This window comes from Peptostreptococcus porci (genome assembly GCF_009695815.1).
Classification (GTDB): Bacteria; Bacillota; Clostridia; order Peptostreptococcales; family Peptostreptococcaceae; genus Peptostreptococcus; species Peptostreptococcus porci.
In genome coordinates, this window is record NZ_VUNE01000001.1 from 912070 (window position 1) to 927117 (window position 15048).

Here is a 15048-nt window from a genome sequence, read left to right on the forward strand (position 1 = left end):
TGTCAGACATTCATTAGTATTAAAATATAACTTGATATAAAATTTGCAAGTTGATATTTAAAATAAATTTGAAAAGAGGTATTTTATGAGAAAATCTGGTATATTAATGCCTATATTTTCACTTCCATCAAAATATGGAATCGGAAGCTTGGGAAACGAGGCATACAATTTTGTAGACTTCCTAGTAAGAACTGGTCAGAGCGTCTGGCAGATTCTACCTATAACGTCTACTAGCTCAATAGACGGATATTCACCATACAAATCGAATGGTGCATTTTCTGGTAATTATGACTTGATAGATATAGATCTACTAGTTTCAGATGGCTATATTGATTACAATTTCATCAATTCCATCAACTATTCCGAATTTGATGCAGATCCTAGATATGTTGACTATGGCAAGGTGAGAAGATTTAAAAGGATTATTTTCACTGAGGTTTTCAATAGATTTGACATAAATTCAAGTGAATCATATAAAGAGTTCTTGAAAGAAAACAAGTACTGGTTAGATGACTACTCTAGTTATATGGCATTGAGAGAAATCAACGGAGATAATCCATATTGGGACTGGAAAATCAAAACTGAGAAGGAAGTAAAAAAATCTAAGGATAGCAATATTATAAATTGGTATAGATGGTCACTTGAATACAATAAATTCTTGCAGTATCTATTCTATGACCAGTGGTTTAGATTGAAATCATATGCGAATGACAGAGGAATAGAAATATTTGGTGACATACCGATTTATATATCTCAAGATAGCTCTGACTTCTATTTTAACAAAGAGATTTTCTTGACAGATCAAGATGGTGAACCAAAGCTTGTTTCTGGAGTTCCGCCTGATGAATTTTCAGCAACTGGACAATATTGGGGAAATCCATTATACAATTGGAAATACTTGGAAAAGAATGGCTTCGATTGGTGGATAAATAGAGTAAAAAAATCATTCGAGCTATATGATATTTTGCGTATTGACCATTTTAGAGGACTTGAAAGCTATTATTGTATCGACAAAGCTACAAAAGACGCAATGAACGGGTACTGGGAAAAGGCGCCTGGAAAGGAATTTTTTGATAAAATAAAAAAAGAAGTTCCCGATGCCAAAATTGTCGCAGAGGATCTTGGATTGATTACAAAGGAAGTTATTGAACTTTTAGAATATACTGGCTTCCCTGGCATGAAAATAGTTCAATTTGGATTTAGTACAGATGCAGACAATATGAATCTTCCGCACAACTTTGTCGAAAACACTGTGTCATATACTGGAACTCATGATAATATGCCTTTGGCTCAATGGTTAAAAACTGCACCACATGAAACTCTTGAATATGCAAAACAATATCTAAGACTAAATACCTATGAAAGATACACTGAAGGCTTGATTAGAGCAGTTGTTGGCTCTGCATCAAACATGGCAATAGTACCAATGCAGGATTGGTTGGATTTTGATGGTTGGGCTAGAATCAATACTCCATCGACAGACGAAAACAACTGGAGAATCAGACTTGTGCATAGTGATTTTACAAATGAATTAGAAAATTATATCAGCTACATTACAGGCTTGTACGGTAGATATAAAAATAGATAAGATAATTTGATTTGATTTGATAGGATAATATAATAAGATATACGAATAGATTAAATATGCACAGATTAAGATATGGTAAGATAAAACAAAACAGAAAATAATAATATAATAATTAATAAAAGTAAAAATGGAGGTTGAACATCTATCATTGATAAATAATGTTCTCCTCCATTTTCTTTATAACATCATCATAAACAGTTATTATATTTCAATTATTTTAGTATTCATATTATTGTTTAACAATATTTAACCTTATAATCAAATTTATTTAACAGAATTCACTCCTGCAACTATCTTTTCTTTTGGCATAAAACCAATTTCTCTCTTAACTTCTACACCATCTTTGAAGAATATTACAGTTGGTACAGTTGTAACTCTGTACTCCTGTGCTATTTCCATACTCTGGTCTATATCGATTTTTGCAAAATATGCATCTCCACTCATTTCATCTGCAACCTCTGAAAATACAGGTCCTAGCATATTACAAGGTCCACACCAAGTTGCGAAAAAGTCTATTACCGCTACTCCATTAGTTTCCTTTACATTTTTTACAAATTCTTGCCCATTAATTACGTTTGCCATTTTATTTTTCCTCCTAAAATTCTTATTTATACTATATTGATACCAATAAAACAACATTTTAAACATATTATAATTTTTTTGCTATTTTCCCCTTTGGAATCTCAATAAAAAATTTTGTGCCTTCACCTAGCTTTGATTTCACTTTGATGGTTCCACCAATTGTCTTGATTATTATTTGCGATATTGACAATCCAATACCAGAGCCTTCAATATCAGTTGCTCTTACCGAATCACTTCTGAAAAATCTTTCAAATATATGCTTTTGATCTTTTTCTGATATACCAATACCAGTGTCGGAAACCACAATCTGGACCTTATCTCTTCCTCTATCATAGATTGAAACATCGATTGAATCACCTTCATTCGTATACTTGAATGCATTGTCGACAAAAATTCTAAGCAATTGAGTAAGCTTATTTCTATCTGTTGAGATATATTTGCTTTTCGTATTAATTCCGTAAGAGAATACTTTGTTCTGATATTCTGCTATCTCTGTATAGCTCTCAGAAAGTTCTTTAAGCACTGATTCTATTTCAAATTGCTCTTTATTGATCTTAACTATTGACTCTTCTTTTGTCAAAGATAGAAGCTCCGAAATCATCTTTTTAAGTTGTCGAGTTTCTCTCATTGCCACAGCTACAGTTTCTGCTTCACTCTCAATCGTTGAGTTCGGTGATTTCAATAAATATTCTAACTTCGACTGTATAATTGAAACCGGAGTTCTCAGCTCATGAGAAGCATCCTGAACAAACTTCACCTGATTATTCCATGAATTTTCAATTGGCTTTAGTGCTTTATTTGACAAAAATTTACTGATAAAAAATCCCGGAATTATCGCAAGCATATCAGTCATAATCAACAACGCCACCATATGGCTCAGCCCTTCTTTTTCAGAGTCAATATTTCTCATTATTCTAAAATCATACTCATTTTCCGAAAAATAAATCGTTCTGAAATTATACCCATTAAATTTTTCCCAATAGAATCCATTTTCAATCTTTCCGTTTGTTGGATATTTATCGCTGAAATACCTATTTTGAGTATAGTACTTAACAGTATTACCCTTGTATATATACACTATGTCCTTTGGATCTTGAAGAATTATCTTATCTAAAATTGAATCACCATCAAATTGATTACTGATAAAATGATACTCATCAAGAAGCGATCTATCGACAGTCTTATACGTATTTGACTTATAATAAGTATAGATAAATATACTCATTCCAATCATAAATATCTCTACGACCAACAATATCATAAATATAAGTTTTAATCTAGTTTTATGAAAAACATTGTTATTTATCATCTAAAATATATCCGACCTTTCTCTTGGTTTTTATATATTTGTCGTAGTCATATTTTGAAAGTTTTTTCCTTAGATTGCTTACATACACCTCAACAATTTCAATAGTGGCATCAGAGTCAATACCCCAGATTCTATCATAAATTTGTTCTTTAAGCAAGATTGATCCCTTGTTTAGAACAAAATATTCCAAAAGCTTAAACTGCTTGTTCTGTAATTCTATCTCATCATCAAAAATATACACTGTCTTTTTTTCTGAATCTATCTTCAAATCCTTAAATTCAAGATATTTGTTGTCTTTTATTCGGCCGTTTGTTCTCAAAATCGCAAAAGCTCTCGCAATCAATTCATCCATATAAAAAGGCTTTGTCAAGTAGTCGTTTGCACCCAATGTAAACGCCTCCATCTTGTCATCTAAGGATTCCTTTGCCGTTAAAATCAATATAGGAGTATCAATACCTAGTTTTCTTGTCTCTTTTAGTATCTCAATTCCATTCATATTTGGCAGCATAAGATCTAGTATTACTAAATCGTAAATAGCTTGAGAAATTTGGTATAATCCATCTTCACCATCAGTACAGGTTTCCACCTCAAAATATTTACTCAATGCTTTTTGCATATCATCCTGCAATATTTTATTATCTTCAACTATTAATATTTTCATATTTCCTCCCTATTTTATAAAAAATATAAAACATTTCACTATATATTATTACTTATTAACCTTAAAAAATGCTATTCTCTATTTAATATTATCACTAGTTACAGGTTAAAACAATATGTTTTGTGATATTATATCGTTTAAAATCTTATAGTCATTGGGTGGTTACTATCTATAAAAGTTAAAACTAAATACAAAAAAATAAAAAGAGTTAGGTTTAACAGATAACTGCATTACCTAACGTCTTTTATATTTTAATTACTCTTAAATTTCAACAGAGCATTATATATTTAATACTACTCTACATTATTTACTTGTTGTTTACTAATGTTCTTCAAAGATTACCACTCTTCTAAAATTCATAGCCATCTTTCTTTAGTTTTGCTTCCAATGCAGGATCATCAACATCTGTTCTTTTTCCAATAAATCTAAGACCAAATCCTACAGCAAATATCGCCAATGGCAAGACGATAAACACTGGCAATCCGAAACCAGCAGGAATATATCCAAATAGTATTGTGCATGATGCAACGTAAATAGCATAAGGCATCTGAGTCTTAACGTGTTCAATATGATCACAACCAGCTCCCATTGATGAAAGAATTGTTGTATCCGAAATCGGAGAACAATGATCGCCGAAAATTGCACCAGTAAGAACAGCAGATGTTGAAACAACAACATATCCCATTTCAGGATTAATAGAATGTGCCAAAGGTATTGCTAATGGCATCAAAATTCCCATCGTACCATATGCAGTACCTGTTGAGAATGATATAATTGACCCCAAAACAAATATTATTGATGGTAATAAAAATGCCGGAATCGCACCTGACAAGTAATTAATCATAAACTTCGCAGTACCAACTTCCTTGATAACAGAGCTCAATGACCATGCCAATATTAAGATTACTCCTGTAATCATTAGTGTCTTTGTTCCATCTACCCAAACCTCTATCGCTTCTGATATTGTATATATCTTCTTAATCTTTGCCATCAATATCGCAACTATTGTTGCAAAAATAGCAGATTGGAAAAGGGCAACAGATGCATCAGATGCTGAAAAACATTCTTTTATCGAATTAAAAGAAAACGGACTGGCATTAATTGCTGAAATCAATGCAGCATCTTCTCCACCCATTATTGATGAATATCCACTATAGTAAAAAGCTGCCAATGAACTCAATATCAATACTCCAATCGGGATTATCGCATTCCACACACTCAATTTAACGCCATCCTTTGGAGCCATATCATCTAACTCTTCTACCCCATTATCCAAAAATTGCTTTGAACTTTTATTTCTATATGAAAGATATTCTGCCTTTCTCATCGGACCAAATTCTCTAACCATTATTGCACTAAGTACAATAAAAGCAAGAATCAAGATATTGTAGAATCTATAAGGTATTGTTTGAAGAAATACACCAAATGCATCAACATCAACGTTTATACTTCCAAATGCATCATGAATCAATCCAACTTCAAGACCTATCCAAGTTGAAATAATAGCCAAACCTGCAATTGGTGCAGCAGTTGCATCAATAACAAACGACAATTTTTCTCTTGAAATATTCAATTTATCAAATACCGGTCTCATAATTGGACCAACTATTAAAGAATTCGCATAATCATCAAAGAATACTAAAATTCCCAAGAACCAAGAAATCAACTGGGCACCCTTTGAAGTTTTCGCTCTCTTTGCAAGTGCTTCGGCTATTGCCTTTGCACCACCCATCTTACCTACAAGATTGATAACACCACCTATTGCCAAAACCTGAAGAATAATACCAGCATCCCAAGGATCGGCAAGAGCATTCAATGCCCTAGATATAAAGTCTAAAAATGATAACACTATCGCCGAAAAAATATTTTCTCCATTACCTAGCTGTAGTATCAATGAACCTGATAGTACACCTAAAAATAATGAAACGACAACATTTTTTGTTATAAAAGCCAATACAATCGCCAATAATGGCGGAATTATTGTAATCAATCCAAACTTTGTAGCATTTGCCTGTGCCACCTTATCAATATCTTCCGCAAATGTCGGTACTATCGTCAACATAAACAATACAAATGTCGTCAACACCAACCTAAAATTAAACCTTCTCATTAAAAAATTCCTCCTATAAAATAAATGGATATCATATAACGTGACAAATAAAAATGCCCCGGATGGACTCCGAGGCATAAAAAATGCAACTCAATGATAGCCCAACACAAGATAACTTGTGACAGTGATACACATATTCTGTGTACCCCCAGCAGTATAACCCTAAAGCAAGTTATACGCTTCGGCAAAAATTCCTTTCTCTGGAGATGCTTTAATCTTTAATCCAGATACTGATAATTTCTGCGCCTCTACCTTTTATTAAATATACATTAAAGTATATAACAATATCAAAAATATTTCAATACTTTATAGACAATTAATATAAATATTTTTTACATCATTTTCATCAAGCTCCTTGTAGCCCTGTAATTTACCACCTCTAACAGCTTGCTTTGCCATAATGTCAAGATATTCCTCATCAATTCCAACTTCACGTAATGAGCATGGTATATGTAGATCATTACAGAAAAAATTCTTTGTTTTCTCTATAGCTAGATTTGCTATTTCATACTTATCCAACGAAGAATCTATTTCCCAGACATTGATTCCATATTCGACAAATTTGTCAACAGTACTATCATCTAATACATATTTCATCCAAGCCGGTGTCAGAATTGCAAGTCCAACACCATGTGTAATATCGTAAAATGCACTTAGTTCATGCTCCATTGGGTGAACAGACCAGTTATTTGAAGATCCTGCAGAAATCAGTCCATTTATCGCCCAGGATGAAGCCCACATCATATTGGCACGAGCATCATAGTTTTCAGGCTCATTGTACGCAATAGGACCATAGTGAATACAGGTCTTTAGTATAGATTCTGCAAATCGCTCTTGAAGGTAAACACCCTTTTCATTTGTAAAATAGTTTTCAAAGGTATGGCTCATAATATCGGCAACACCTGCTGATGTCTGGTGCTTTGGAACTGAAAATGTATATTCTGGATTCAAGACAGATGCCTTTGGTATTAAAAGAGGAGATCTTGTACCCAACTTTAAATTTTGAGACATATTTGATATCACAGCATTACCATTCATTTCTGATCCAGTAGCAGATAATGTCAGCACAGAAAATACAGGCAAAGCAGATGTAATAAGTTTGTTGTTCAGCACAATATCCCACGCATCACCGTCGTATTTCGTTCCTGCAGAAATAACTTTCGCACAATCAATTGAGCTTCCACCTCCCACAGCCAAAACAGCACCGATATTATTTTTCTTACAAATACCAACGCCTTCTCTAACTGTTTCTATTCTTGGATTTGGATCAACACCTAAAATTTCAAATACTTCAATATTATTGTCACTCAAAGTCTTTAATGTGGCATCGTAAATTCCATTCTTCTTTATACTTCCTCCGCCATAAACTAACAACACATTATTAGAGTATTTTTTTATTTCCTCTCCAAGCTTGTCAATCTGACCTCTACCAAATAGTACCTTTGTATCCACATTAAAAATAAAATTATACATAATCTCATTCTCCTATCAAAAATTTTTTGTTTATTATCTTATATCTATTTAATATATATGATAACATATATATAAGCAATAAACTAGATATCAATATATGAGAAATTAAGCATATAAACATATAAACTAGAAATAATTTAAATTTTGGGTTTACATATACATACTAAAGTAATATAATCATATAGTCGATAGTAATATTATTTACTATTAGCAAGTTAAATGTTAATCTGTTTAAAATTAATAGATTACTGGTTTGAGGTGATACATATGAAGAGAAATTTCGATAAATATATTCCTGATTGGAAATATGTTTTTAGTAAATTTATTGAAGATTTAAAGGAAATAAAAAATAATATTCCAGTACTCGTTATAATAATTGGATTATTGGTAATTCCGTCACTATATGCGTGGTTTAATATAAAAGCATTTTGGGATCCATACGGAAATACAAAATATCTTAAAATTGCCGTCGTAAACCATGACAAGGGATATTCCTTCAAAAATCAGGATATAGATTTGGGAGAAAAGGTCATCAATACACTTAAAGAAAATGACTCACTTGACTGGCAATTTGTCAATATGTCTCGAGCAGAAAAAGGTATATTGAGTGGCGAATACTTTGCAATCATTGAAATTCCTGAAACATTTTCAAAGGATATGTTATCGGTAACCAAGGAAAATGTTAAAAAAGCCAAAATAAACTATACGGTAAATGAAAAAACAAATGCGATTGCTCCGAAAATTACAGACAAGGGAGCCAGTACAATACAAGAAAATATTTCGAAAACATTTATCGAATCGGTGGCAAAAACTTCAATATATTCAATAGGTGGAATTTCAAATACACTAGGTGATGTCAATCCAAAACTTGAAGAGATGAAATCAACACTGAAAAAACTGGATACTCAGCTAAGCAACACAAAAAAATTGACAGATTCTGGAGTTAAAGGTATTACAGAAATACAAAAAACTCTTGATAATAATAAAAGCATGTTGCCATTGATAAAACAGTCTGTTGATGATTCAAAAAAACTAAGTAATGATATCAGTAGCACATTGAGAGAAGCTAATTCAAATTTCAACAACCTCTCTCCTACTATAAAAAAGGACATTGATTCCATGAGTAACTTGATAATGCAGTCGACTGATATGATAGAGTCGCTTTCAGGAGATATGTCTTTAGTTGCGAGTGATTCAATTGTCATACTAAAGAATTCAAGGTCAAAAATTGATACTGCAATGAAAATAAACGATAGCATTATTAAGGTTATAAAGAGAATTAACATCATCAATTTGCCACTATTAAATAACGCAATAGAAAACTTGGAATCATATCAATCTTCCATGAATAATTTGGACAGAATGCTAAGCGATACGATAACTCTTATGAATAACGGACAAAGAGTTTCCGATGTAGCCATTAGTAACATGAAATCCATAAGCAACGAACTAAATAGAAGATCGGTTCAGCTACTATCGAGCTTTGATGAAAACATAAAGCAACCAATTGAAAAAATAACATCAGGTAGTGCGAAAATTACTGATGATATTAACAGTATACTAGGCAAAACCGATAATATATACCCTAATATAAATAGTTTGATAAACAGTGCCAATAATATCAATACAGGTCTTAAAACAACTATAAGCGTCACATCATCATCAATAGATGTTCTTCAAGGTCAAATAAGAGATGCTATTGATGCAATAGACGCCATTCAAAATAATGAAAACTATAAAGATTTTAATAATGTCATCAAATCAAATATTATGGATAGAGTTGATTTTTTCAAAACACCTGTAGAGATAAATGCGAAAAAAATTTATAAGATTGAAAACTACGGATCTGCCATGACTCCGTTTTACAGTATTCTAGCATCATGGGTTGGAGGATTGATACTAATTTCTATATTGTCAACAAATCTTGGAAATAAAGACCGAGCCATAGATGAGTATTTTTCAAAGTACTTCCTATTTATATTACTGGCTATAATTCAAGCTATGATAATAAGCTTTGGTGATTTTTTGATATTAGGTGTGACAGCAAAACACCCATGGATATTTACTGCGACACTAATTTATTGTAGCATTGTTTTTGTAACGATAATTTATTCCATCGTCTCCATTTTTGGAACTGTCGGAAAAGGTATTGGAGTTTTTCTACTCGTAATTCAAATTGGTGGATCTGGTGGTACTTTCCCCGTTGAAATGACTCCTAGCTTTTTTAGGGCAATAAACTCACTCGTTCCATTCACATATGGAATTGAAGCCTGTAGAGAAACTGTGGGTGGTATCTATATGCCAAACTTAATAAAGGATTATGTGATATTGTTTATTATGATGTTAGTGGCGTTGGTATTTGCTATTTTCTTAAAAGAACCGATTAATAGATTGTCAAAGCCATTAAAGAAAATATTCGAAAATAGCTTTATTATTGGACATTGATAAAATAACTGCTAGATTGAGTATATAAAAATTAGCTACTACAAAGCCATTATATTGACTATGTAGTAGCTATTCTTGTATTAATAATTATTTTTTATTATTGGAATAATGAATAAAAAAGACATTCACAAATTTTTCTAATTTACGAATATCTTTTTTATAATTTATTTTGGATGGTTTATTATATGTAAAAAATTACAATAATTCTTTATTAACTAATTTGAAAGCTAGTCTTTTTTAATGAAGACGCTATTACATTTATCATCAGAACAGATAAAATTATATTAACCGCTGTAGCTGGCAATACCACTGCTGTAAATAATGCGAAAAATTCTCCAGGTAATCCCACTATTAGTGACGCTGACCCAAGGAAAACTACGCCACTCAATACTGTTCCAAATAAAGTCATCACAGCTACTACTATTGAATTTGCCTTTCTTCCTAGTTTTGCTTCAATTGGTGATAAATAAACAGCTCTCATAATAAGAAACATTACATTCACAGTTATAGCTTTATCTATTAAATTAGGAATTTGTCCTCCTGGAAACTTTGTAGTCATCGCTGTAAAAATTCCTGTAACAATACCAGCGACTAAACAAGTTTTATAATCATCTTTGTTCAATATCATTATACAGAACAGCATTACCAAGGCAACGTCTGGTGTAATCCCCGCTATTGCTGGAAATATTTGGTGAAGTACAAGACCTAATCCTAATAAAATTGCATTCAATACCATTTTTTTTGTTTTTGATGTTTTCATTTCTTCTTCCTCCGAAAATTAATAATATAAATTATTAAATATCAATCCAATAAAAAAACTCCGCCCTAAATACATAGGGCGAAGTAATATCCGCGTTGCCACCTAAATTATACGACAAAATAATCGTACATCTCATTTTCAGGAACACATGATTCCCTATCCGCTATAACGTGCAGCCCACGGTGAAGACTACTCTCTTACGATTTCGATTCACTCCTCTAAGACCCATTCACTTACTACTCCTTGTCGATATTCCACCATCATCAACTCTCTATAAATTCATATATAAGTTACTATCTCTTATCACTGGATTTCTATTTATGAAAATAATTATAGTTTATTAATTTACTATTGTCAATATATTTTTAATATTTTTTTTTAGTTTTTTTAATAACGTTAAATCTTATTTTATAGTATAAAAAAAAGCAATGTTACAGATTATTATAGTGTAATCCGAACATTGCATCTCATCTAATTATTATTTGATTTAATTTTGTTTCCTTTACGCCTATTAGTTCTTGCTACAGCAAATGAAGTTATTGCAAATATTCCACCAATAATATTGTTTACTATCTTTATTTCACTACCCATTTGTGGTAGTGTATTATTTAAAACAACTGGTTTATTTGATATAATATTCTTGCTTGGAATAGCCGGATTGTCTGGAGTTTTAGGCTTGTCGGGTATCATAGGTTCATCAGGTATTACAGGTTTATCCGGTGTAGTCGGATTATTAGGGACAACGGGTTTGTCATCAATTTCTGGTATACTTGGTGGTGTAGGTTTATCAGGATTTGGTCTATTTTTTACTGTTACTTTGCCAGTTATTGTAACAAACTTTCCTGTTGAAACCTCATATAGATATTTGACATTGTAAACCCCTACTTTTTTGTTGTCAACATTATGCTCGACAACTATTTGATCGTCAGTCAAATCTGTAGCAGAGTTGCTTCCACGAGGTATTATTCCTTTTCTATATGTCAGATTATCAAACTTATCCCAATTATCTCCAACAAAAATTTCTATATCCTTAGTATCAAATATTTTGTGAAGTTCAACATAGTAGGGAGACAACAAAATACCATCGGAGTTTTTTTCCCCCAACTTTACAGGCTTTCCATTTGAGTCAGTAAATACAAGACCACTTGTCATAGTATAAGCATAACTATTCCACAATCCTCTAATATCGTCTGCATAAACAGTATATCCATTGTCTTTTACTGCATTGAAAATTCTTTCCGTCTTTATCAAAAACATACTTGAATTAAATGCCACATTATCACTGGTAACACTTAGATCAGCTTGATTGCCTTCTCTATACATCGAATCAAACATATTGTAAATTAAGTCATCTTTTTCTACATCTGGAAGTAGTTTTTGTATTTTTTCTGGAACTGCAGAGTATATATTTTTACCATTCTCTGTAACTCTATAAGCTCCTGCATACTTTCCATATATCATATCATCAACGTAGTATAAAGGTTTGTTTAGTATAGCATACAGATCCAGACGACTTGCCTTTTCAGGTAAAGTGATCCTTTTACTTATCCTGATTGTATTCTTGTTTTCCAATTCAACATTTGAAATATCTAATGGTACACTTACTTTCAAGTATGTGTCGGGTTTTAGCGTTCCTGATATTACCATTGATGTCAATTTACTAATATCAAACCTATCCCCCCAATCTTCAACAGTGTTTGATCCATTCTCTCCACTAAGGGCATATTTAAAACTAAAATTCGAACTATTATTTCCCCCGAAATCGAATATTGAATTTATATCAGTTCCAGACAAAACAGGTACATTCGCTTTTATATCAGTCTTAGGGTTCCAAGATAATGGAAAATCAATTATTGAGCTAAACTTGAAATCACTTGTAGTTGTATTTTTAAATACCGCCACCTCTTTTAAATTTTCTGCCTTATCCGCATTAATAATATCTGCATAGTTTGAGACTCTAGAGCTTTGTCCACCATCATTAAGATCTTTATTAAAAGGATTTGTTTTATCAGACACATTTGATGATGTCTCTTCACTTTGATTCTCCTTATTTGTAGCCACTAGGTTTAATGTACTTTCCAAACCAGCATTATTTTGTGGTTCAGTTGGATTGTCTAAAAAAGTATTATTATATATAGCACTATTATCCACTTTCTTTTCTGATAAAGATTCAACTACAGTATTATTATCAGTATTTGATATTGTGGTTGTAATTCCATCATTTTCCTCTGCGAATATATCTGCTATGCTTCCGTAAGCAAAAATTGACAATAGAAAGGATATTACAACCAATTTCTTTATTTTCATTTTTTTTATTAGCATATATTTCCTCCTGAAAATCATTTTATTTAGATATTCTAACAAAATATAATATTAAAGTCAATAAATAAAAATTAAATATTTTGTTAACAAATTTTGATATTTTTATCTTGAAAATAAGGTGATATCCTTCATTGAGAAAAGATATTTTTTTAAAAAAATAAGCTACAGTTTCCAAGCCCACCACAAAATGGGCTTGAAACTATAGCTTAAAAATGAAATTATTTTTATTTTGATTTAGTCAACTCTTTGTTTGAAAAACAAAAAATATTTATATCCTAACTTGATAAATATTCTTTTTTAAAATTATACTTATTAGTTTTGACACTTATAAATCTTATTATCTTTTAATTAAAGACTTTATCATATCAAACGTAGAGTCGTATACAGTGCTTGCACCACCAACTACTACTGCTCTGTCTATTTTTGATGTTTTTGTATAATTTGCTATTGAGCTTGGCACATTATTTTTGCTAACCAATAATACTGGTGCATTCTTCAAGCCTGCATATGGACCAGCAACAAGCGCATCAGCAAATACTTCACCACTTGTATAGACACCAAGTTTTGATTCTGGAACTGCATATTTTGCTATCAATGCAGATGTTTCGTATCTATCAGCTCCACCTATTCTCCTTGTGTTTTTTGAGCCAGAGAATATGCTGTCAGTGTTTGCAATACCAGTATTAAATCCATTAATCACTGATGACTCAACTTCGTTTGATATTGTCGCAGTTTGACCTGCAATAGTTACTTTTTCAACATCCCATGATGCCAATGCAGATTTTGTAGATATTGTCAAATCATTTCTTTTAGAAAGAAGGATTGGTGCATTTTCTTTTACTGCTAATGAAGATATTGATAATGCATCTGGGAAAGTTTCTCCTGAAGCTATTTCTACTACCTTCTTATTTCCTCTTTCTCTTATCTTTTCACCAATTAATCTAGCAGTATCGTATCTGTCAACACCATTAAATCTGTGTACTGATCTACCTTGTTTCTTCATCAATTGCTCAATAGACATTGATACAGAATGCTCTCCACCATTTATATAAACCATTGATGGATTTAATCTTGCTATTTCATCAATTGTTTCCTTTGGAAGTGAATCAGTGTTTGTAAACAATATTGGTGCTCCTATCTGCACTGAGAATGGAACTGCTGTCAATACGTCAGGGAACTTGTCCTTATTTGCAAGAATAACTGCTCTCGCTCCATACGGATACGAAGCCCTACTAACCTTTACTGCTGTTTCGACTCTATCTTTACCATTTAGTCTGTCACTATTACTAGTATTTGAATTAGAGCTAGAACCAGAGCTTGATGGGTTATAATAGTATTTTCTAACAACGTCTGTTCCTGGTATTGTATCTGTTGTTCCATCTGGATACTTAACTGTTACTGTTCCATCATTTCCAACTGTTATTTCTGTATTCTCTGGCAATGTTGGATTCTTTTTCTTTATTGCATCCTCTACAGATTTCTTTTCTTCTGGTGTTAATGCTTTTGGATCACTTACTGGAACTTTATTATCTGGTGCCACTGGATTGTTTGTCGCAGCATCTGATTTCTTTACTACGTCTGTTCCTGGTATTGTGTCTGTTGATCCATCTGGATATTTTACAGTCACTGTTCCGTCATCTCCAACAGATACTTCTGTGTTCTCTGGCAATATTGGATTCTTTTTCTTTATTGCATCCTCTACAGATTTCTTTTCTTCTGGTGTTAATGCTTTTGGATCACTTACTGGAACTTTATTATCTGGTGCCACTGGATTGTTTGTCGCAGCATCTGATTTCTT

Annotated in this window: 10 protein-coding genes, 1 riboswitch and 1 other annotated feature; of the genes, 2 read left to right on the forward strand and 8 right to left on the reverse strand. The window is 32.1% G+C overall.

Translation table 11 applies throughout. The annotated features are described in order from the left end of the window. The first annotated feature begins 85 nt into the window (after nt 1–85). Nucleotides 86–1588, forward strand: a complete 1503-nt coding sequence (malQ, locus tag FYJ71_RS04020; RefSeq protein WP_154537492.1) for a 4-alpha-glucanotransferase — start codon at nt 86–88, stop codon at nt 1586–1588. A 264-nt stretch (nt 1589–1852) separates the two neighbouring features. Here the strand turns inward: malQ and trxA are convergent, their stop codons facing one another. The 5 genes from trxA to FYJ71_RS04045 form a co-directional block, all read right to left on the reverse strand. Continuing rightward, complete coding sequence (gene trxA / locus FYJ71_RS04025) at nt 1853–2170, reverse strand: thioredoxin (RefSeq protein ID WP_154537493.1); 318 nt, start codon at nt 2168–2170, stop codon at nt 1853–1855. A 67-nt stretch (nt 2171–2237) separates the two neighbouring features. Further along, nucleotides 2238–3479: a sensor histidine kinase gene (locus FYJ71_RS04030; protein WP_154537494.1), complete on the reverse strand. Its 1242-nt coding sequence runs from the start codon at nt 3477–3479 to the stop codon at nt 2238–2240. Further along, nucleotides 3469–4140, reverse strand: coding sequence for a response regulator transcription factor (locus FYJ71_RS04035; RefSeq protein ID WP_091993494.1), 672 nt, complete (start codon nt 4138–4140; stop codon nt 3469–3471). Before FYJ71_RS04035 ends, FYJ71_RS04030 begins: the two co-directional genes overlap by 11 nt. A 349-nt stretch (nt 4141–4489) precedes the next feature. Further along, the gene (locus FYJ71_RS04040; protein ID WP_154537495.1) at nt 4490–6250 is read right to left on the reverse strand and encodes a Na+/H+ antiporter NhaC family protein; all 1761 of its coding nucleotides are present in this window, start codon (nt 6248–6250) and stop codon (nt 4490–4492) included. 89 nt (nt 6251–6339) lie between these two features. After that, nucleotides 6340–6509: riboswitch (Lysine riboswitch) on the reverse strand. A gap of 47 nt (nt 6510–6556) precedes the next feature. Then, on the reverse strand, nt 6557–7723 hold the full coding sequence (locus tag FYJ71_RS04045) for an iron-containing alcohol dehydrogenase (protein WP_154537496.1): 1167 nt from the start codon (nt 7721–7723) through the stop codon (nt 6557–6559). Between the two features lie 267 nt (nt 7724–7990). On the opposite strand from FYJ71_RS04045, the gene FYJ71_RS04050 reads away from it, so the two are divergent. Beyond that, the gene (locus FYJ71_RS04050) at nt 7991–10168 is read left to right on the forward strand and encodes a YhgE/Pip domain-containing protein (protein ID WP_195836887.1); all 2178 of its coding nucleotides are present in this window, start codon (nt 7991–7993) and stop codon (nt 10166–10168) included. Between the two features lie 211 nt (nt 10169–10379). On the opposite strand, the gene FYJ71_RS04055 is transcribed toward FYJ71_RS04050, so the two are convergent. The 3 genes from FYJ71_RS04055 to FYJ71_RS04065 form a co-directional block, all read right to left on the reverse strand. Next, the gene (locus FYJ71_RS04055) at nt 10380–10928 is read right to left on the reverse strand and encodes a tryptophan transporter (protein WP_154537498.1); all 549 of its coding nucleotides are present in this window, start codon (nt 10926–10928) and stop codon (nt 10380–10382) included. Between the two features lie 71 nt (nt 10929–10999). Then, nucleotides 11000–11244 (reverse strand) — a binding site (T-box leader). A gap of 155 nt (nt 11245–11399) precedes the next feature. Further along, nucleotides 11400–13250 carry a hypothetical protein gene (locus FYJ71_RS04060; protein ID WP_154537499.1) on the reverse strand — a complete coding sequence of 617 codons (1851 nt, stop codon included), beginning with the start codon at nt 13248–13250 and terminating at the stop codon, nt 11400–11402. Nucleotides 13251–13587: 337 nt separating this feature from the next. After that, nucleotides 13588–15048: cell wall-binding repeat-containing protein (locus FYJ71_RS04065; protein ID WP_195836888.1), on the reverse strand; the 1461-nt coding region annotated here is incomplete at its 5' end.

What these genes read in the sequence shown, in the direction of transcription:
- malQ (WP_154537492.1), top strand. Translation starts at nt 86, where the DNA reads ATGAGAAAATCTGGTATATTAATGCCTATATTTTCACTTCCATCAAAA.
- trxA (WP_154537493.1), bottom strand. Translation starts at nt 2,170, where the DNA reads ATGGCAAACGTAATTAATGGGCAAGAATTTGTAAAAAATGTAAAGGAA.
- FYJ71_RS04030 (WP_154537494.1), bottom strand. Translation starts at nt 3,479, where the DNA reads ATGATAAATAACAATGTTTTTCATAAAACTAGATTAAAACTTATATTT.
- FYJ71_RS04035 (WP_091993494.1), bottom strand. Translation starts at nt 4,140, where the DNA reads ATGAAAATATTAATAGTTGAAGATAATAAAATATTGCAGGATGATATG.
- FYJ71_RS04040 (WP_154537495.1), bottom strand. Translation starts at nt 6,250, where the DNA reads ATGAGAAGGTTTAATTTTAGGTTGGTGTTGACGACATTTGTATTGTTT.
- FYJ71_RS04045 (WP_154537496.1), bottom strand. Translation starts at nt 7,723, where the DNA reads ATGTATAATTTTATTTTTAATGTGGATACAAAGGTACTATTTGGTAGA.
- FYJ71_RS04050 (WP_195836887.1), top strand. Translation starts at nt 7,991, where the DNA reads ATGAAGAGAAATTTCGATAAATATATTCCTGATTGGAAATATGTTTTT.
- FYJ71_RS04055 (WP_154537498.1), bottom strand. Translation starts at nt 10,928, where the DNA reads ATGAAAACATCAAAAACAAAAAAAATGGTATTGAATGCAATTTTATTA.
- FYJ71_RS04060 (WP_154537499.1), bottom strand. Translation starts at nt 13,250, where the DNA reads ATGCTAATAAAAAAAATGAAAATAAAGAAATTGGTTGTAATATCCTTT.